Origin of the sequence: Algoriphagus kandeliae (genome assembly GCF_004571135.1) — a bacterium.
GTDB classification, from domain to species: domain Bacteria; phylum Bacteroidota; class Bacteroidia; order Cytophagales; family Cyclobacteriaceae; genus Algoriphagus; species Algoriphagus kandeliae.
Genome location: NZ_SPSB01000005.1, coordinates 88,937 through 108,003 on the forward strand (window position 1 = coordinate 88,937; position 19,067 = coordinate 108,003).

General features: G+C 38.7%; 21 protein-coding genes. 8 read left to right on the top strand and 13 right to left on the bottom strand.

Annotation, left to right across the window (positions count from 1 at the left end):
• Positions 1 to 66: 66 nt before the first annotated feature.
• From E4S40_RS16260 to E4S40_RS16285, 6 genes are all read right to left on the bottom strand, one after another.
• Entirely contained in the window at positions 67 to 696 is a 630-nt protein-coding gene (locus E4S40_RS16260; protein WP_135076720.1) for a flavin reductase family protein, read from the bottom strand.
• A complete protein-coding gene (locus E4S40_RS16265; RefSeq protein WP_135076723.1) occupies positions 693 to 1,136 on the bottom strand; it encodes a hypothetical protein in 444 nt (147 codons plus the stop codon). The genes E4S40_RS16260 and E4S40_RS16265 overlap by 4 nt, the downstream gene beginning before the upstream one ends.
• Before the next feature lie 16 nt (positions 1,137 to 1,152).
• Complete coding sequence (locus tag E4S40_RS16270; protein WP_135076828.1) at positions 1,153 to 1,416, bottom strand: hypothetical protein; 264 nt, start codon at positions 1,414 to 1,416, stop codon at positions 1,153 to 1,155.
• 70 nt (positions 1,417 to 1,486) lie between these two features.
• Positions 1,487 to 2,167, bottom strand: a complete 681-nt coding sequence (locus E4S40_RS16275; RefSeq protein ID WP_135076726.1) for an SDR family NAD(P)-dependent oxidoreductase — start codon at positions 2,165 to 2,167, stop codon at positions 1,487 to 1,489.
• A gap of 106 nt (positions 2,168 to 2,273) precedes the next feature.
• Positions 2,274 to 2,978, bottom strand: a complete 705-nt coding sequence (gene folE / locus E4S40_RS16280; protein ID WP_135076729.1) for a GTP cyclohydrolase I FolE — start codon at positions 2,976 to 2,978, stop codon at positions 2,274 to 2,276.
• On the bottom strand, positions 2,938 to 3,348 hold the full coding sequence (locus E4S40_RS16285) for a 6-pyruvoyl trahydropterin synthase family protein (RefSeq protein WP_135076732.1): 411 nt from the start codon (positions 3,346 to 3,348) through the stop codon (positions 2,938 to 2,940). Before E4S40_RS16285 ends, folE begins: the two co-directional genes overlap by 41 nt.
• A gap of 258 nt (positions 3,349 to 3,606) precedes the next feature.
• Between E4S40_RS16285 and E4S40_RS16290 the strand changes: the two genes are divergently transcribed.
• Positions 3,607 to 4,308, top strand: a complete 702-nt coding sequence (locus E4S40_RS16290) for a murein L,D-transpeptidase catalytic domain family protein (RefSeq protein ID WP_135076736.1) — start codon at positions 3,607 to 3,609, stop codon at positions 4,306 to 4,308.
• Here the strand turns inward: E4S40_RS16290 and E4S40_RS16295 are convergent.
• Genes E4S40_RS16295 through E4S40_RS16310 form a run of 4 tightly spaced genes read right to left on the bottom strand, consistent with a single transcriptional unit; the run spans position 4,288 to position 8,859 of the window.
• Positions 4,288 to 5,910 (bottom strand): L,D-transpeptidase family protein, encoded by a 1,623-nt coding sequence (locus tag E4S40_RS16295; RefSeq protein WP_135076739.1) that lies wholly within the window; start codon positions 5,908 to 5,910, stop codon positions 4,288 to 4,290. The two genes, E4S40_RS16290 and E4S40_RS16295, sit on opposite strands and share 21 nt — an antisense overlap.
• Positions 5,911 to 5,916: 6 nt before the next feature.
• The gene (gene kdsA / locus E4S40_RS16300; protein ID WP_135076831.1) at positions 5,917 to 6,765 is read right to left on the bottom strand and encodes a 3-deoxy-8-phosphooctulonate synthase; all 849 of its coding nucleotides are present in this window, start codon (positions 6,763 to 6,765) and stop codon (positions 5,917 to 5,919) included.
• Positions 6,758 to 7,336 carry a KdsC family phosphatase gene (locus E4S40_RS16305; RefSeq protein WP_135076742.1) on the bottom strand — a complete coding sequence of 193 codons (579 nt, stop codon included), beginning with the start codon at positions 7,334 to 7,336 and terminating at the stop codon, positions 6,758 to 6,760. The genes kdsA and E4S40_RS16305 overlap by 8 nt, the downstream gene beginning before the upstream one ends.
• Positions 7,318 to 8,859: a bifunctional GNAT family N-acetyltransferase/carbon-nitrogen hydrolase family protein gene (locus E4S40_RS16310; protein WP_135076745.1), complete on the bottom strand. Its 1,542-nt coding sequence runs from the start codon at positions 8,857 to 8,859 to the stop codon at positions 7,318 to 7,320. Before E4S40_RS16310 ends, E4S40_RS16305 begins: the two co-directional genes overlap by 19 nt.
• 163 nt (positions 8,860 to 9,022) lie before the next feature.
• Here E4S40_RS16310 and E4S40_RS16315 point away from each other — a divergent pair, with 163 nt between their 5' ends.
• From E4S40_RS16315 to E4S40_RS16325, 3 genes are all read left to right on the top strand, one after another.
• Positions 9,023 to 9,925 carry a mechanosensitive ion channel family protein gene (locus tag E4S40_RS16315; protein ID WP_135076748.1) on the top strand — a complete coding sequence of 301 codons (903 nt, stop codon included), beginning with the start codon at positions 9,023 to 9,025 and terminating at the stop codon, positions 9,923 to 9,925.
• Between the two features lie 34 nt (positions 9,926 to 9,959).
• On the top strand, positions 9,960 to 10,901 hold the full coding sequence (locus tag E4S40_RS16320) for a hypothetical protein (RefSeq protein WP_449353871.1): 942 nt from the start codon (positions 9,960 to 9,962) through the stop codon (positions 10,899 to 10,901).
• Positions 10,902 to 10,998: 97 nt separating this feature from the next.
• Positions 10,999 to 12,678 carry a Na/Pi cotransporter family protein gene (locus E4S40_RS16325; RefSeq protein WP_135076751.1) on the top strand — a complete coding sequence of 560 codons (1,680 nt, stop codon included), beginning with the start codon at positions 10,999 to 11,001 and terminating at the stop codon, positions 12,676 to 12,678.
• Here E4S40_RS16325 and E4S40_RS16330 read toward each other — a convergent pair.
• Positions 12,652 to 13,476 carry a universal stress protein gene (locus E4S40_RS16330; RefSeq protein ID WP_135076753.1) on the bottom strand — a complete coding sequence of 275 codons (825 nt, stop codon included), beginning with the start codon at positions 13,474 to 13,476 and terminating at the stop codon, positions 12,652 to 12,654. The genes E4S40_RS16325 and E4S40_RS16330 overlap by 27 nt on opposite strands.
• An 89-nt stretch (positions 13,477 to 13,565) precedes the next feature.
• Positions 13,566 to 14,042 (bottom strand): GNAT family N-acetyltransferase, encoded by a 477-nt coding sequence (locus tag E4S40_RS16335; protein ID WP_135076755.1) that lies wholly within the window; start codon positions 14,040 to 14,042, stop codon positions 13,566 to 13,568.
• A gap of 68 nt (positions 14,043 to 14,110) precedes the next feature.
• Between E4S40_RS16335 and E4S40_RS16340 the strand changes: the two genes are divergently transcribed.
• From E4S40_RS16340 to E4S40_RS16355, 4 genes are all read left to right on the top strand, one after another.
• Positions 14,111 to 14,614 (top strand): RidA family protein, encoded by a 504-nt coding sequence (locus tag E4S40_RS16340; RefSeq protein WP_135076758.1) that lies wholly within the window; start codon positions 14,111 to 14,113, stop codon positions 14,612 to 14,614.
• Positions 14,614 to 15,138, top strand: coding sequence for a hypothetical protein (locus E4S40_RS16345; RefSeq protein ID WP_135076760.1), 525 nt, complete (start codon positions 14,614 to 14,616; stop codon positions 15,136 to 15,138). Before E4S40_RS16340 ends, E4S40_RS16345 begins: the two co-directional genes overlap by 1 nt.
• A 112-nt stretch (positions 15,139 to 15,250) precedes the next feature.
• On the top strand, positions 15,251 to 16,213 hold the full coding sequence (locus E4S40_RS16350; protein WP_135076763.1) for an alpha/beta hydrolase family protein: 963 nt from the start codon (positions 15,251 to 15,253) through the stop codon (positions 16,211 to 16,213).
• A gap of 191 nt (positions 16,214 to 16,404) precedes the next feature.
• Positions 16,405 to 16,971 (top strand): class I SAM-dependent methyltransferase, encoded by a 567-nt coding sequence (locus tag E4S40_RS16355; RefSeq protein ID WP_135076766.1) that lies wholly within the window; start codon positions 16,405 to 16,407, stop codon positions 16,969 to 16,971.
• A 240-nt stretch (positions 16,972 to 17,211) separates the two neighbouring features.
• On the opposite strand, the gene E4S40_RS16360 is transcribed toward E4S40_RS16355, so the two are convergent.
• The gene (locus E4S40_RS16360) at positions 17,212 to 18,579 is read right to left on the bottom strand and encodes a hypothetical protein (protein ID WP_202615384.1); all 1,368 of its coding nucleotides are present in this window, start codon (positions 18,577 to 18,579) and stop codon (positions 17,212 to 17,214) included.
• Positions 18,580 to 19,067 lie beyond the last annotated feature (488 nt).

Here is a 19,067-nt window from a genome sequence, read left to right on the forward strand (position 1 = left end):
AATTGTATACCTTCTCCCTAGCTGATTCCATCATTCAGATTTAGAAAAAGTAAAAGAACTATAGAATTAAATTTCCTCCACTTCCCGGTCAGGCTTGGCATAGCTGAGCCTTGCAAGTTTTTTACCCACATGATACTCATCCAATCCGCTTACCGTGACCGCCTCCAAGATATTTAAGTCCAAAGACCCATCAGTTCGAAGCCCTTTTTCTTCCACATAAATATGCTCAATACTTCCAATCAGAAGAACAGTTTCATTTACTTTTAGAGTTTGAGTTTCTACCAAACTACATCCTAATTGAAGAGGGCTCGACTTCACAAAAGGGGCATAAAAACCTTCTCTATATAGTTCTTCTAAACCGGTTTTTTCAAATTCACTACCATCCCACCTTGCAGAAGCCCAATGGGCTTGCTTATAAAAGGCGGGAGTGACTTGATTTAGAGAAAAGGACCCTGTATCTAAAATATTTTCTAGCGTATCACGCTTGACTGTATGAGGACGAAATAAAATTCCGACTAAAGGTGGAGTGGCTCCGATATGAAAGACTTGTGAAAAAGGCGCCAAATTTGAAGTTCCCTCCGAACTTTTTGTTCCGATCAGATTTAGGCTTTTATAACCTGAAAGACAGTTGATCAAATTTCTTCTAAAAAAGGAATCTGATTCCAAAATGTCCGATTTGGAGAAATGGCGCATCATTTGGCAATAGCTTCTTCGATGGTGTTGCAGTATTTGATATCCAACTGATCAATAATATTGTCAGGGTAGTTTTGCAGAATTTGATCCTTGGCTATCTGAACCATCTTTTCAAACCATTTTTCATCTGGTAGAATCTTGCGGTGGGTTTTGATGCCATATTGAAGCATTTCCTTTTTCCAATAAATAAAATACCACTCCATGGTAGGTTGGTGAAATGCTCTCAGTGATCTTTTGTCAAAAATGAATTTTTCATACCCACCTTCCTTGACTATTTCACCAATCTGCTGAAAAGCATCTTTGAAATCTTCGATCGGAATGTAATCGGCAAGTAATTCGCAAAGGATAATTTTTAATTCCGGGCTTTTAAGCGCTCGAACATATTTTTGTTCAAAAGCCAATTCGAAATCTTGTATTTGGGATGATTGCAAAGTATCGTTCATAGCAAAAGGATCGGTATTAGTAAAAGGATTTTTTACGCTGCTCTTCTGAGCGGCAAACTTCCTGTCTGAATTGCTCCAATCTTACTTCCAAATTGGAGGCGTATTCAAGCGTCGTACGCATCATGTCTTGCTGGGACTTGATTTGTTCTTTCAGCCTAGCAAGCTCCTTATTGACTTCAGAAAGTTTAATTTCGTACTCTTTTTTAAGCCTTTCTTTTTCTATTTGGGCTTTCCTCAATTCTTCCTTAAAAATTAGGAATGATTCAGGTGGTGTCTTCATATTCACAGTTCGTTCTTCTCGGGACCGTACCCTTAAGTATGACAATTTTGAACGGGAAAATGTTTTCAAATCATTTCAAATTGGACATTCCTCCATCTACATGAAGAATCTGCCCTGTCATCCAAGATGAATCCTCAGAAAGCAAATAATTTGCTGCTTGGGCAATATCCTCCGGCGTACCAAAGCGTCCCAAAGGATGACGTTTGTTGCTAGCCTCTCTTTTGTCTTCTGTAGACAAAAGTGCAGATGCCAAGGGAGTATCAGTTAAGGAGGGAGCAATTGCATTTACGCGAATGTGATATGGTGCCCATTCTGCAGCCAAAGACCTCGTCAATCCTTCAACAGCTCCTTTGGCAGAGGCAATGCCAGCATGAAATCCCATCCCGGTTTGCACAGCCACTGTACTGAATAAAACGACCGACGCATGATTAGAACGCTTTAATCCTTTGAGGCAAGCCTGCAACACTCTTACCGCTCCAAAAAAATTCACTTCCATCTCCTGGCGAAAATCCTCGATAGAAATGCGATGAAAAGGCTTAAGATTAATTGTACCTGGAGTGTAAACCACCCCATCGATGACCTCAGGTAATCCGGGTATTTCACCAAAATCCAAACTCGTATCCAAAGCGGTCGTAACCTCCCCACTCTTTGAAAACAGATATAGATTTGCACCTTGAGCTTGACAGGAATCTGCTAATGCTTTTCCAATTCCGGAGTTGCCTCCAATAATGACAATATTCTTTCCTTTCATTTATAAGTTGATTTCTTCGTCTAAAGTCAATTCGATTGGATTTTGTTTAGAATTAGGCATAAAAAAACCGGGCATTAGCCCGGTTTATAAGTTGGTATTAGCTTTTTTATTTTTCTAGATTGATGTATTTCAAAAACTCAGTCCGAGTCTGTTCATCTGTTTCAAATTTTCCGGAGTAGAATGAGGTAACTGTAGAACTATTGGTATCATTAATTCCACGGGAGCTCACACACATGTGATAAGCATCCATGATTACAGCTACATCTTCTGTTCCCAAGGCTTCTTTTAATTCATTTCCAATCTGCATGGTAAGTCGCTCTTGAACCTGAGGTCTTTTGGAGAAATACTGAACGATCCGATTGATTTTAGAAAGTCCAATAACATGACCATTGGAAATATAAGCTACATGAGCTCTACCATAAATTGGTACAAAATGATGTTCGCAGTGAGAAAAGAATGTAATATCCTTTTCTACTAGCATTTGATTGTATTGAAATTTATTTTCAAAAAGCTTAGCATTCGGTTTATTCTTAGGATTTAGACCTGAGAAAACCTCTTTGACATACATTTTGGCCACCCGATGAGGAGTACCCTTCAGGCTATCATCAGTCAGGTCCAAACCAAGGATATTCATGATTTCTTTGAAATGCTTTTCAATCAACTCGATCTTTAGATCGTCGTCCATTTCAAATGCATCTTCCCGAAGTGGGGTTTCAAGGGAAGTAGCCACATGCTCTTCTCCTAATTCTTCAAATGAAGTGCGGGAAATATCAATTCCCATCGTATTCAACAAAGTTTCTTTCTGTTTCATAAAGCCGAATGCTTAAATCGTATTTCCGATCAATTTTTTCCCTCAAAATATTCCAAATAACCACTGCAATGTTTTCTGCAGTTGGATTGAGATTCTTGAATTCATCGGTGTCTAAGTTTAAATTTTTATGATCAAATCTATTTAAAACATGCTCTTTGATTAAATCGCTGAGCAATTTCATGTCATAAACATAACCAGTTTCAGGATCAATTTCTCCACGGAGCATGACATGCAAGTCATAATTATGCCCATGGAAATTTGGATTATTACACTTTCCAAAGACTGCCTGATTCTTTTCATCCGACCAACTTGGATTGTGAAGCCGGTGGGCCGCGTTGAAATGTTCCTTACGGATTACTGTTACTTTCATCAATTCCTTGAACAGGGATTTTTTTCTTTTTGTTTAATTTTTATTGATTTTCTTTAAACAAAATTATTAAGACCCTGATTTTCAAATTTTTAATATTTCCAGCAAAAATAGAATTTTATTTCCGCCATTGTTGTTATCCATTCGAATACCGAATAAAAAACGCATTAATAATTATAAAAGGTTCAAAAATAGCCAATGCTCGGATTTGCTTAAATCACCAAGTAGATAAGAGAGAAATTCACCCAGAAAACAACCACTATGAATATAATCCAAATCTTATTAGCAGGGATGCTGTCCCTAGGGCACACCTCTAAGACAACCCATGTAAAGCCAAAATCTGAAAACATCATACATGCAAAGGATTCTTATGCCCAGTTGAAAGAAAAATTCGACGTATTGCCCGATCGGACAATTTTCGAAAAAGCAATGGCGGGTTGGTCCCACTTGAAAGAAGATCTTCGGAATCCCATGTTGACTATCATTGATTTTAGCTTACCGTCAACAGAAAAGCGCATGTGGGTGATAGACCCAAAAAACATGGAAGTTAAACTCCATACGGTTGTTTCGCACGGAAGAAATTCAGGAAATTTATTTGCGGAGTCATTCTCCAATACTCCAAACTCCTATAAAAGCAGCCTTGGTTTTTACAAAACAGCAGAAACCTACAAAGGTAAACATGGCTATTCGCTTCGATTGGATGGTTTGGAAAAAGGGTTTAATGACAAAGCTAGAGATCGAGCAATTGTAATTCATGGGGCCGATTATGCACGAGAAGAAGTAGCCAAATCATCTGGAAGATTAGGAAGAAGTTTGGGATGTCCCGCCTTGCCATCCGAAATTTCAAAAGAAGCCATTGATTTGATCAAAGATGGTTCTTTGATATTTATCTATGGAGAGGACGAAAAATACCTAAGCAACTCACCTATACTATCTGAAGCATTACTTTCGCAGCCTGTCTAAAATCTCTTTATCTCGGTCATATAAATCAGGTCTAAAATAAGGATTACCTTCCTCATCAGTCCAAAAAGTCATATAGACCACATAGACGGGGATCTTGTCAGTTAGCTCTACTTTCACTTCATGATCCTGATTCATGGCTTCTTTGATTTTTTCATCTGTCCACTCTTTTTGATCCAGAAGCAACAGCTTGGCGAAATCAAATGGCTTCGCTAAGCGAATACAACCATGACTCATTGACCGAATATCTCTTTCAAAAAGATGCTTTGCAGGAGTATCATGAATGTAAACACTGAAAGAATTGGGAAACATAAACTTAACCAAGCCCAATGAATTGGATGGTCCTGGTTTTTGTCGAATCAAATAAGGAATTGACCTGGCTTTCCAATTCACGGATTGTGGGTCAATTGACTGACCAGAAGAGGAAAGTACTTCCATATTATTCCTAGCTAGATAATTTGGGTTTTTTCTCACAGCTGGAATAATTTCTTTGTTGACAATGGAAGTAGGAACATTCCAATAAGGACTAAACACGATGTAACTCATCGTCGCCCGAAATACAGGCGTTTGGTTATCGGTTTTCCCCACGATAACCTTTGAGAAAAAAACCGTATCAAACCGATCCAAATACACCAAGCTATAATCAGGAATATTCACCATGATTGCCTCGGATCGCAGCTGTGAATCATCCAACCAACGTAAACGCTCAAGATTTACCGATACTTTTCCAGCCAAATCCTCGGGAGATTGATTGAGTGCAGCCAGCGTATTCTTCCCAATGATACCATCTGCTTCCAAACCATTCACTTCCTGATACTCTAAAATGGCTTCAAAAAGAAGTGAATCATAGGTTTTGGATTCTAGATCCTCAACATCCAAATATTTCCAAAATGCCAATCGCTCGCGAATTGAAGGAATTGCGCCATCACTTTCTCCTACCTTGATGGATTTATTTGTTCGGAGACTAGTCCAATCCAGCTCGTCCTTCTCCATACGAGAAATCAAATCCCTGATCACCTCCCTACCTTTTACATAGGTATCTATTTTGGGATATAGATCGACCAAAAGAGGACGAAGGGTTCTTTCATTAGCCAACTTTTGAAAGAAAATAGAAGAATTGAATCGCGCTGACTTTTTAGGAATGTTCCAAGACTGATTCAATTTGGAGGGGTCCAATTTACCCTGATCTAGATCCTGTGCCAATCGAATAACTGCATCCGACAGAAATAGCTCTAAATCAGTCAAATCTTCCACCAAAGGTTCAAATCCAGCTTTTTTATTTTCTTCAATTGCTTTAAAAAATGTCTGAATCAGCGCAAAATGATAATCCTGGGGATTCAACCCATCAAATTTGGATTGCTCAATTTCATATCTGAGTTCATAAGCTAACTCCGTCAGATTTTTTGAATCTATCCAAAGGGGCTGATAATCTCTTGAGGCATAAAATTCCTCAATTGATTTATAATGCTGAATTTGCCTACCTCTTAACTCCAGCATCATCTCCCCGCTTCCTATCTCCAATCGGCTTTTGAGCATTTCAGCCAAATCCTGAGAAAAGGAAATATGATAAATAAGCAAAAAAATAAAGAGAAGAAGCTGTCTCATTTCACCTTATTCGATTGGGAAATCCTGGTATTTTCTGCCTAGAGTCCAAACATCCTTCAGCATGGTTAGAAAATCCCCCATGCGATGAAGCGGTATCAAATTTGGACCATCACTCAGTGCTTTGGCAGGTTCGGGATGAGTTTCTATGAAAAAACCATCTACACCGGTAGCTGCTGCTGCCCGAGCCAAGAATGGAGCAAATTCTCGTTGTCCACCACTGCTCCCCCCCTGACCACCAGGTTGCTGAACAGAATGTGTAATATCAAATACCACCGGGGCAAATTGCCTCATAATCGGCAATGCGCGCATATCAACGACTAGATTATGATAACCAAGAGAAAAGCCTCTTTCGGTAAGGCAAACGTTATCATTTCCTGCCGAGCGAACCTTTTTTACGGCAAACTGCATATCCTCAGGAGCCATAAATTGACCTCTTTTGATCTTTACAGCTTTACCTGTTTCGGCAGCAGCAAGAAGCAAATCAGTTTGACGACAGAGAAATGCCGGAATTTGAAGCACATCAACCACTTCGGCAACTTCTTTGGCCTGATAGCTCTCATGAATATCTGTCACCAAAGGAATATCTAAAGCCTGCCCAACTCGCTGAAGCACCTCCAGAGACTTATCCATTCCTATGCTTCTAAATGAAGAAGAAGAGGTCCTATTCGCTTTGTCAAAAGAAGCTTTGAAAACATAGGAAAACCCATGTTCCTCTGCCCAAGCCTTAACCTTAGTACCGATTTCCAAGCATATATCATAGCTCTCTACCGCACAAGGGCCGGCAAAAAGCACGGGTTTATCTCCTCCCAATACCACCTTTTCGGTGATCTTCATTTTTTGATTGGTTCTATTCATCATTTTTCTCTGCTAAAGATTCAATCAAAGGAATCAACTTTCCTTTGGCATGTAATAACAAATCAGCGACTTCTCGAAAGGCTCCATTTCCACCAGTCACATTCGTCACAAAATCGACTTGATGCTTGATGTAAGGAATAGCATCAGCAGGACAAGCTGTCAAACCTACTCGCTTCATAATCGGAAGGTCAATCAAATCGTCTCCAATGTATGCTACCTCCTTTTCCTCCAATTCAAGAGTCTCTAGCAGTTCGGTTAGTTTTTTGCCCTTGTCTTTAATTCCATGATAATGAAAATCAAATCGCAACTCCTCACATCGGTTCTCTACGACTTGAGATTTTCTTCCCGTAATAGCTCCTACCATTATACGATTTCGACGTAGGAACTGGACGATATATCCATCTTTTACCTGAAACTTTTTAAGCTCCATCCCCTCATTATCATAAATGATCCCCCCATCAGTCATCACTCCATCAATATCGGTGATAAGCAATTTTATCTGTTCAGCTTTGGGCCAAACGGCTTCAGGAATATGACCGAAATAGCCTTTGATTATTTCTTCTGTTTCCATTGTATTGAATAAAGGTCCAGTCTGCGCTGTTCAAGATTTCGTACACTTCCTGCTTTTCGTTGCTTTGTCAACAAATCTAAATCTACATCCGCCACAATAGTTGTTTCTGCATTTTCAGAAGCCTGAGCAACAATCGAATCGTGAGGAAATGAAAAATCCGAAGGGCTATAGATCGCAGCTTGTGAATACTGAATGTCCATGTTTTCTACTTTCGGCAAATTACCAACTGAACCGGTTATCGCCACATAACACTCATTTTCAATAGCTCGGGCCCTAGCACATGTATTTACCCGTAGGAAAGCATTTTTCGTATCGGTCCAAAAAGGAACGAAAAGAATATCCATTTCCTGCTCTGCGAGAATGCGACCTAGTTCCGGGAACTCGACATCATAGCAAATTAAAATACCGATTCTTCCCGCATCTGTGTCAAAAACCCGAATCCCATTTCCTCCCTGCAAGCCCCAATATGAGGCTTCATCCGGAGTAATATGAAGCTTATACTGCTTATCATGCGTACCATCACGACGGCAGAGATAGCTGACATTCCGGAGCTTTTTTCCATCATATTCAGGCATGGACCCTGCTATGATATTGACATTGTACGAGACTGCCAACTCACTCATCCTACTCACAATTTCCTGTGTATAATCTGCCAAATTTCGGATCGCTTCTGAAGCATCCATGTCATTGAATTCAGACAAAAGTGGAGCATTGAAAAATTCAGGAAAAAGACAAAAATCAGATTTATATCCTGAAATGGTATCCACAAAGAATTCAACTTGCTGCATCAAATCATCCACATTGGAGAAGCGGCGCATTTTCCACTGAACCAAACCAAGCCTTACAATGGATTTTTGATTACCAATTAGCTTCTCATCCTTTTCATAATAAATGTTGATCCATTCTAACAAGGTAGCGTAAGCTCTGGAATCCTTGTCTTCTGGAAGATACTTCGTGATTACTTTCCGTACGTGAAATTCATTGGCTAGCTGGAACGAAAGTACAGGGTCGAAAATCTCTTTATTCTTGACTAATTCAATGTACTTTCTCGGGGTCATTTCCTCAGCATATTTAGAATAGCCTGGAATTCGACCACCTGCGATAATGGACCGAAGATTCAGGTTTTCACATAATTCCTTTCGAGCGTCATACAAGCGTCTTCCCAAGCGCATTCCACGATAATCCTGATGCACAAAGACGTCTGTTCCATATAGTGTATCCCCTTCCTCGTCATGGGTATCAAATTTTCCATAACCTGTAATTTGATCATAGGTATGATTATCTCCGAATTTGGCATAATCAACGATTATACTCAAGGCAGCAGCTACTACCTTCCCATTATCCTCAATACAGATTTGCCCTTCCGGAAATACCTTGATTTGATTTTTGAGCTCTTGCTTGGACCAAGTCATGGCTTTATCCCGATAAATCGAAGCCATGATTTCCCGAATATCCTCAAAATCAGACAGTTTAATATTCCGGAGTTTAAGTCGGTGTTCGAGTTCTTCTCTTTGTTTACTCATGATTCAAAATTAAGCCTTTTCCATCAAAAATTTTTGAAAGCTGATAATCAAGTCTTAAAAACAAAATTTTATTCTGAATAGTAATATGAATAGTTCAATCCCATCATAGGATCGATAATTATTAATATTTTGTCACAAGATTTGAAATAGACAAGAATAAAATATGCAATCTGCATTAAACGCTGACAATCAAAAAACAAGCTTTGATTTTTTATCCTGGTTTGAAGAACTGATGAACTTCAGCCTTTTCAACTTAGGAGAATCTAAATTAACAATTGGCCTTCTACTTACATTGGCCATCTCATTTTTAGTTCTTTTTGTAGGTTCAGAATGGATTCGCAGACTTCTTGTCAATCGAATTCTTAAAAAATACCATATTACAGAAGGCACCCGCCTTTCCATCGGAACGATGGTTAAGTACATCCTGATTCTAGCAGGTATTTTTTCCATCTTACAGACCAATGGAATTGATCTTAGTGCTTTTGGGGTATTAGCTGGTGCCATTGGTGTAGGTATCGGTTTTGGCCTTCAAAATATCACCAACAATTTCATCAGTGGGTTAATTATCCTTTTTGAGCAACCCATCAAAGTAGGAGATCGGATAGAAGTTGGAAATGTAAATGGGGATGTAATTAAGATTTCTGCTCGATCCACCATGGTAGTTACCAATGACAACATCACGATCATTGTCCCAAACAGTCAATTTATTGATAATCAGGTGATCAACTGGTCGCATTCTGATAGAATGGTTAGATTCAATTTCCCTGTTGGCGTGGCTTATCGTGAAGATCCGGAAAAGATCAGAAACATTCTTTTGGAAGTTGCGAAAGCTAATAAAGGTGTGCTGGATAAACCCGAAACAGATGTGCTTTTCGAAGAATATGGTGACAATAGTATCAATTTCAATTTGAGGGTTTGGACTTCAGAATATGTGAATAGACCCAAAGTGTTAAAAAGCCAGTTGTATTTTGAAATATTCAAGCGATTTAGAGAGGAAGGAATTGAAATTCCATTCCCACAGCGGGATTTGCACCTCCGTTCAGGATTTGAAAATTTAAAAAATTAGGCTAATTTTCGAAGTTAAGACCAATTGGCTCTCTATGAGCCTGATAATGAGAAAGCTAGTATTACTTTTATTCTTTTCTTTTGGTTTTGCGTTTTTAGGATCTACGCAAAGTTTTTACCGCTATCGTTTCGAAGAGCCATGGTCTATTTCTGCCAGTATTGGACCCACCCAGTATTTCGGTGAACTTTATTCCTTTTGGAAATATAATGAAGGTGTGCAACCTGATTGGAATGCGAATTTTGCATTTAATTACACCTTTGGCACACATCTTCGAGCAAGAGGAGAATTCTCCTATATCAAAATGTCTGGGCAAGACCCTCCCTCTGATCCTAGAGCCTATCGTACACCAAGAAACCTTCATTTCAGAGCTAGAAATCTAGAACTGACAGGAATCATCGAATATTACTGGCATCCTGTCAAAGTTCCTAATATCCATCGTCCACTTTGGAACCCTTACATTTTCTTTGGTCTTGGAATGTCCACTAATAACCCTCAAGCCCAACTGGATGGGGAATGGGTGGATCTTCGACCCTATCAATTGGAAAATAATCCCTACAATAGATACATCATGGTTTTTCCCATGGGGCTGGGATTCAAGTACAAGTTGAATGTTTATATGGATTTGAAATTCGAAGGAAACTACCGCTTTACTTTGACTGATTACATGGATGATATATCAGCTTATAATGTAAGCGAGTTTTACTTGGATTTGGTTGATGATTATGTTTCTGGGAAAAACCCTGATAGACTTCGATTAGCTATTCGAAACCCTGATTTTCTAGATGATAATGGTATGCCAGACATCGACAAAATTCTTCGAAATAATGGCAGAGTCAGAAGGGGTTCAGGGTTGAGACACCGATTTGATGGGTATATGACGGTCAATGTAGGATTGGAGATTCACTGGTCTCAAGACATTTTTCAAAACTGGATATTTAGAAATCGTATCTACGAAAAGCGATTCAGATTCTGGTAAATTCCCTCGCGGCTGAAAATTTCAGAAAGGTTTTTTGTAATTTGGATATACCGCTGTACACCAATTCAGCTGGAATCACCTTAAAAACCCAGCAGAAGTGAATTTAAACTTTTGGGAATTTCTTGCCGGCTTAGGGATATTCCTTTTTGGAATGAACCAAATGGAATTAGGGCTTCGAGAGCTTACGGGAAGATCTTTCCGTCAACTTTTAAAAAAATTTACCAACCACCCTCTAAAGGGGATACTTACCGGAACCCTTATCACCTCCATTCTACAAAGCAGCTCCTTAGTCACCTTAATGGTTTTGGCATTTTTAGGAGCAGGAGCACTTAGCCTGAATCACGCACTGGGAGTGATTTTAGGAGCAAATCTCGGAACCACGATAACGGCCTGGATTGTGTTTTTATTAGGGTTTAAGGTCAGCATTTCTTCTTTTTCCCTACCCTTTATCGGAATAGGTGCCATGATATCTTTACTTCTTGGCAGAAACATATTTATCAAAAACCTAGGACTTTTTCTGGTTGGTTTTGGGTTTTTGTTTTTTGGAATGGATCTAATGAAGGTCTCTATTGAAAGCCTTTCAGGTTCCATTGATTTTGCCCAATTCACGAATTTTGGATTAATCGTTTTCCTATTAATCGGACTCGTACTCACGGCCTTAATCCAGTCCAGTTCAGCTACGATGGTCATTTTACTAAGTGCCATAAACTCCGGAATATTGGCCTTAGACCAAGCTGCTGCAGCTGCCATAGGAGCTAATATCGGCACAACCATTACTGTAACATTGGGAGCCATCGGAGGAAGCCCAGACAAGAAAAGATTGGCTTTATTGCATTTTTTATTCAATGTGGTCACAGGGCTAATCGTATTCTTTTTTGTTCCCTTTATCGTCAATTGGATCAATCAAATGGATTTTGGACAAGATCCATTATTCGATTTAGCCCTATTTAACACAGTCTTAAATTTCTTTGGTATTGTACTTTTCTATCCCTTTTTAAAGCCTATCACACATTGGCTTAGGGAAAGGTTTGTGCGGACACAAGAGCCACATACACGCTATATTCAAAATGTAGGAATAGAAGTACCTGAAGCAGCTATACAAGCTTTAGAAAAAGAGCTGTTGATTTTGTATGCCAAGACAAAAGCATTCATCTTTTTGACGATGGATTTGAATCCAAGGCCCGAAAAACCTAGGGGTTTTTTCGATCAGATTTTACATCAGCCTTTGGATTATATTACCCATTATAGGGAACTGAAAAATATAGAAGACGAAATTACCGCCTATCATCTTAAACTTCAAAAAAGCAGTATCAAAGAAGAGGAGGCCAAAAAACTGATTTCTCTAATGCTGTCTGTGCGATTGATGATTTTTGCTGCGAAAGATTTTAAAGATATCGCCCACAACATCAAAGAAATCCTGCTATCAAGTAGAAATTTACCAAAGGATTTTCTGGAAAAACTCCAGCAAAAAACAAAAGATCAAATTCAGCAAATCGATAATTTAGTCGAAAATCAGGTGGAAAAAATTACCCTTCCAGATTGGATGCTTCGAAATGAAGAAGAGGCAGACCGAATGATTGAAGGATTATTTGAGCAGGCCAAAAATCATAAAACAGACATCCCCTTTTCAACCCTTTCCAATGTAGCCAAGGAGTTTTCAAGGGGCTTATATAACTTGGGTGCCGCTGTATTACACTGGCGGCACCCAATTAATGTCGTGCTTGACCCAACCGAAGTCTCAACTTTACAGTCAAACCTTCAGGCTAAGGACTCCTAAATCTCCTTGGTACAAAACAGTCTCAGTAACACCAATTTGATAAGCTGGGCTTCCAGCGTGGTCTCCTGAAACCAAAACTACCAAGTGAATCCGTTCTTCATCACAAAATGCTACAATTCCCTTTTCAACTTCTCGGGCACTGTAAGTATGCTGATGAAAAACGATTTCTTCGTTGCCTGATTGGAACAAGTCCATACCCTCTTTGATCTCCTTCGATGAAGCAAATTTTTCAGGAGTATTAATGAAAAGCTGATGGACTGAAGCCTTAAAAGCTTTTACAAGAGATTTGATTTCAGCAAAAGCCTTTGGCGCATCTTCATGGAAGGTAGACGCAAAAGCAATTTTCCTGAAATCATTCCCGTCCATGGCTTTTTTGACTGCCAAAACAGGCATCGGGGCAAGCCTCAACATTTTTTGGAGATTAGAACCAATGAATTTTCCTTCTTCGAACCCTTTCCCATAAGCCCCCATTACGATCATATCAGCCTGATTTGCTTGTGCCACTCGCAAGATTTGCTCATACGGCACACCTATTTTTACAATTTGTTCAATCGGGGCTTTGGCTGGTGCTACTTTTTGAATGTATTCCGGAAGGACTTCTTCTGCCTCCTCCTTTTGCTCGATCAGATCCGGATACCTTTTTTGAGCTTCTTCAGAAAGCTTTTCAAAATCAATCTCAGATGGGATCACAGTTGCCAAAAGAATTTTAGCATCGGTTTTAGCCTGGATTTTTTGGGCTGTCTTCAATGCTTCTAAGGAGTAGAATGAAAAGTCAAAGGGAACAACGATGGTCTTCATGGTATTCTCCGTTTTGGTTTATACCAAGGTCCAAAATACTTTAGAAAATTCCCTTGAGGGATATCAACGGAGAACCTGATAATTATCAGTTAAGCCGGGGATTTTGGGTTTTTTAGAAACATTTTCACATTACATCGAGCATATTTCCCCTCTTCAGGCTTCTCAGCTTCAAACCCTAATTTTTGATAAATTTTGATAGCAGGCCCCAGTTTGGAATGAGAATACAGCTCTACTTTTTCAGCCCCCATATCCCAAGCTTTTTCTAAGATTGCCTTTCCCAAGATCATACCAATTCCTTTCCCTTGGGCGGATTTTCGAACACCCATTTTTATCAGTTCATAGGTCTTATCCTTGACTTTAGAAAGTCCAACCGTTCCGACTATTTCCCCATCCATTTCTGCAAAAAGAATGGCTCCTCCCTTATCAATGATGGTCTCTTCGGGATTTTCTAGTTGCATCTTGTCGAATTCTTCCAAGGAAAAGAGCTCCTCTACCCATTCCTTGTTGATGGATTCAAAAAAAGGTTGAAGTTCAGGCCGAAATGGGAGAATACAGATTTGTGACATGCTTTCCTTGCTTTGGTAGTTGATTTGGAAAATTTCTGCTAGATTAGGTTTGATCAACCAATAATCCAATGAAAAAATATCTGATTTTATGTTTCCTGTCTTTTTCTATTTTTCAGTTTGCCCAAGCTCAAAGTCCTGAGCAACGAATTCAAGAATTAGGGTTAGAAATTCCCGAGGTAAGTCAGCCCATGGCAAATTATGTCAAATGGAGGCAGGTTGGCAATATGCTCTACCTTTCAGGAAACGGTCCGGATGTCTTTGGAAAAGTAGGTGATGACCTGACTCCTGAACAAGGATATCAAGCAGCACGGGAAACAGGATTAGAAATTATCGCAGTTTTGAAAGCTGCCACAGGAGATTTGAGTCGTATCAAACAGTTTGTCAAAGTATTGGGAATGGTCAATTCCGCCCCTGATTTCACTGGACATCCTGCTGTGATCAATGGCTTTTCAGACCTGATGGTAGAAGTCTTTGGAGAAAAAGGAAAACATGCCCGCTCAGCGGTGGGTGTTGCAGCTTTACCCAACAATATTGCCGTGGAGATAGAAGTGATCGTAGAGCTGGAGAATTGATGATCAAATCATTTCTTTCTTTTCTACTTCCTTTGACTTTCCTTTTGTTCCCTGTAGAAAAGACTTTCTTTGCAGAATACATCTATGTGGATGGCTTAGCTTTTCGGCAACAAGGGCTCAAAAGTATTTTTGATAAATATGGACCTATTCAAAGATCGGATACTAATTACGAATGCGGGTTCCATTCCAATGAAGAACAGGGAAAAATTTATTACCAGCTGATCTATGATCAAGTCACTTGGATAGGAAATACTGAGGAGGGTTATATCCCAGAATTGGTAGTTTTCGACCCAGAAGGTGAAATCAAATGGACCTATTTTCAGGAGATTGAATTCAGCGGGAAAAGCGCTCAGAATGAAGTCGAGAATTTTATGGAAAAGAAGGCCGAACCCATTCAAATCTACGGACGGGATGAGGAGGGTTTATATAGCCTTGGAGGCCGATTTACCAATGCTGACGATGGATTTTTCTTTCTTTTTAAAAATGGGAAATTGATTGAGTTTCATTATTGGAGTCCTTGTTGAAACCTTTGACTTAGAGAGTTAAAAATGACAAATGTATATTTAACACCCATTTTGAGATGATTAGATCAACAAAAGGTAGATAAAACGTATTTTGGCAAATACTTTTAACTAAATGAAAAATTATCTATTTACAGTATTCTTTTTTATAACGACAATAAGTTTTGCTCAATTAAACCCATCTGATAAAGGCTTCGAGGAGTATACGATTGAGAATGAAAATGATACTATTAATTTCTACATCTATAATCCTAAAAAAGTAAAAAAAGAGCATCTTTTTATTCACGTTGATGGATCTTATCCAGCACCTCTCTGGATTGAAACGAATCCTTGCTGTGTAACACAAGACCCTTTTAATTACAGTTTAATTCCAGAGGACTATGCTTATGTGGTTATTTCTAAACATGGATTCCCTTTTAGCGATAAGGAAGACTTTAAAATACCCAAGGACTTTTGGAAAAAAAACACTTTAGATTTTCGTGTCGAAAGAGTTAATCAAGTTATTAAGTATGTTCAAAAGAATATTTTTAAGCCAAGAGAAATTGTGGTTGTTGGAACATCACAAGGAACAGATGTTACTGCCAAATTAGCCACGATTAATAAAGATATTACCAAAATTGGTTTTTGGGCTGGAGGTGGACTTCCACAGCTAATGGAGTTCATTATGTTTGCTCGGAAAGATGCAATTTCTGGTAAAATAACTGAAATAGAAGCTACTAGACGAATTGATTCGCTTTTAACTCAATTTGAAAAGATGTTTGAAAACCCTAGTCCAGATAGAATGTGGGATGGAAATAGTTATTTAAGCTATGTAAGCTTTTCAGAACCACCTATTGAAAATCTTTTAAAACTTGAGATCCCTATTTATCTAGCAATAGGAACTAAAGACGAGAATGTTGCTGTAGAAAACTCTTATATAATTCCGATTGAATTTATAAGACACCGTAAAAAGAATCTGACTTTTCGTCAATTCCCAAACTATGACCATGGCTTTGTAGAAAAACTTGAGAGCGGAGAAGAAATCGATAGGTTTGATAAGGTCACAAAGGATTTTATTAATTGGATAAATGAAAAATAACAATTTGTCAACAATGGCTACAGATAATTGCATGCCTGCCTGTCGATTTGCGTGCCGAAGGAATGCTGACAGGTTCTAACCTACTTCTGAAAATCCTGGCGGATATTCAGTTTGTTGTGTGTTTGCAAAGTTAAGTGCTAACCCGCGTAACTACTCATAGCCATATCGTTGTATTTAATAAACAAAACTGAATGTCAGCATCCTATGACAAATACTATCAGACTCAAGATTTATTCGGAGATCCATATCCCGAATTGATTGAGTTTTTTGCTGCATATCCAAAAAAAGGGAAAGTACTTGACTTAGGTTGTGGGCAAGGTAGAGATGCGATTGCTTTGGCTCGAATTGGATATTCTGTAATAGGAATTGACCAATCAAAGGTTGGAATTGACCAAATGAACCGAATCGCTCAATCTGAAAATCTAAATTTGATCGGAAAAGTCGGTGATATTTATTCTTTTAATCAATTTGTGGGATTTGATATTATCCTTCTCGATAGTATGTTTCATTTCACCAAAAAAGACAAGGGCAAGGAAATCGAATTGATTAAGAAAATTACTTCCCTGATGAAAAACGGGAGTTTAATAGTTGTTTGTATCCAAGATACGGGAAACAAAGTTCTATCTCTAAATGAGGCAATCGACTTTGAAAAACAACTTACAAGATTGATGGACATGAAATTCAGCTATTCTTTCGAAGACAAAAAAAGTGGACATAAATCCAAAACGGATTATAGAATGATAGCAGCTGAAAAATAAAATTCCACCCACATCAATAGCTTGAAATCATGTCGCTTTTTTCCACGGTTCCTAGCCTGACCGTAACTACCCTTACCTAAAACAAATCTGCTTATACACAGAAAATGTACATTTCTGCACATCCTCGGTTTTAGCAAAAATTTGAGTAGGTAAAAGTCCTACTTGGTCAGTGTAAACCCAATTCGGATACTATTTCGCAATTATTATTTCTTGGAATACTTTGGTCCTTGGAAGGATTTATCAATCATTTCCAACAAAATTGGCTCTTCCAAAAAATCTTCGATTCACGAAGTTGTTGAGATTCGACCCAAATCGGTAATTCAATCCAAATCTGGAATCGATGGTATATGCAGAAGGAAGGGTTACTCTTCCGCTCAAAATATCCTGCTCAGTGAAATCCCCTGCTGCCAGATAAATCTGATCCTGTACGTAGTTACCTTCTACTCGCATGAAGATTGAAAAATTACCTGTGACTCGGACTTCTGCACTCACATTCAAACCTGTGGTCCAAGAGCTAAAATCATCCAGATAATTTCTCAGTCTATACCCCACTTCCAAGTTACCCCAACGCTGATTTAGCCCTAGACTAGCTCTCAAACTATGGAGAACTCTGGTTTCTTCAGTCACACCGCTAATCGTTTCTTCGACATATCTATTATTCCGGACTTCAACCCCATAATTCACTCTCAGAAATCTGGAATTCTGCTCTGATTCCGGAAAAAAATTGTACTCTACTGCTGGTCTAAATCTGGTCTGAAACTGATAATTAAAGCGGGTATTCTGAAGACCTTCTATATCGTATCCATATGACCATTGGGGTGTAATAGACTTCACTAGCTGGTGACCAAAGCCAAATTCTGAAACATCAAAACTATTCTGAACTTCATCAATAATCTGGTTACCATTTTCATCAAGAACAGGATTGCCATTTTCATCCACTCTTGGTTCTTTTTGAATTGTTCTTCTCAATCTTTCATCTATTCTACCCGAAAAATTAATTTTCCATTCATCCGTAATACGGTTCACATTGATTTCTCCACCGACATTGATATCCCTGCTCAGTTCCTCAATTTCAATGTTCGCATCAGTACCAAAATTAAAAACCCAATAATTCCAAGGATCAACGGTTTCCTGTACCACATCTTCCACAATGCTCGCCCCAGTCTTCATGTCGATTTCGATCCCCTCTCCAGCTAGGGTTTTCGCAACATACGGAGCGAGACCTAACTTGATAAAGCGAGTAAGTTTTTCCCGCACTTCAAAGTCTGTATCCGTCTGTTTGTTATTTACATAAAGGGTGTCTGTTCTACCCGCATGTATATTTTGTTGACCTATGAATATAAGTTGATATTGTCTTCCACCCCCACCAGATCTGTTATTGTTAATCAGCACAAATACATCCGCCGATTCATTATCCAGGTAAAAGTCAACTGCGGTAATTTCCGTTCTGATAAAGTCCATATCGCAGCCTCCATCCCATCGTTCACAGCCATCTATAAACACTCTGAGTTTATTCGGACGCTTGTTATTTTCAACCAACGTTTGACTCATTGATGGAGCTGCAAAAGCAAAGAAAGTAAGGAATAATAAAATTGGTATTTTATTCATTTGATTGGATTTATTCATGTTGATCGATTCCTTTCGATCGCAATTGAATGCAAGTTTCAAACCTTGTTACCATATTTCTCGCATTATTGTTTGAAAATGAATGTTCGTTTTACACAAAAGGAGTTGGGAAAACAACACTCAGTCAACGATTCTCATTTGCTTGAATCAGCCATTTAATCTTCTCTTTCCTGAGAGTGAAAAAGGATTTTTGGCAAGCACACAATTTGGATGCAAGAATATTTCACGGACAATAATTTAAAGATACCCGCAAATTACGTGTGTATACAATTAATATGAGCATTAACGGCACTTTAGATATTCGAGCGGTAAGGTTTATAATCAACTCCTCAAAACAGCCCACTCATCTTTAAAATAAAATAACGCAACACTTTTTCAAGTACTTGGAGTTTAAAAAACTTAGTTATTTCAATTTTTCTTCTTGTTCTTAAGTCGGTTCTCAGATCATTTAAAATATAAATTTATGATAT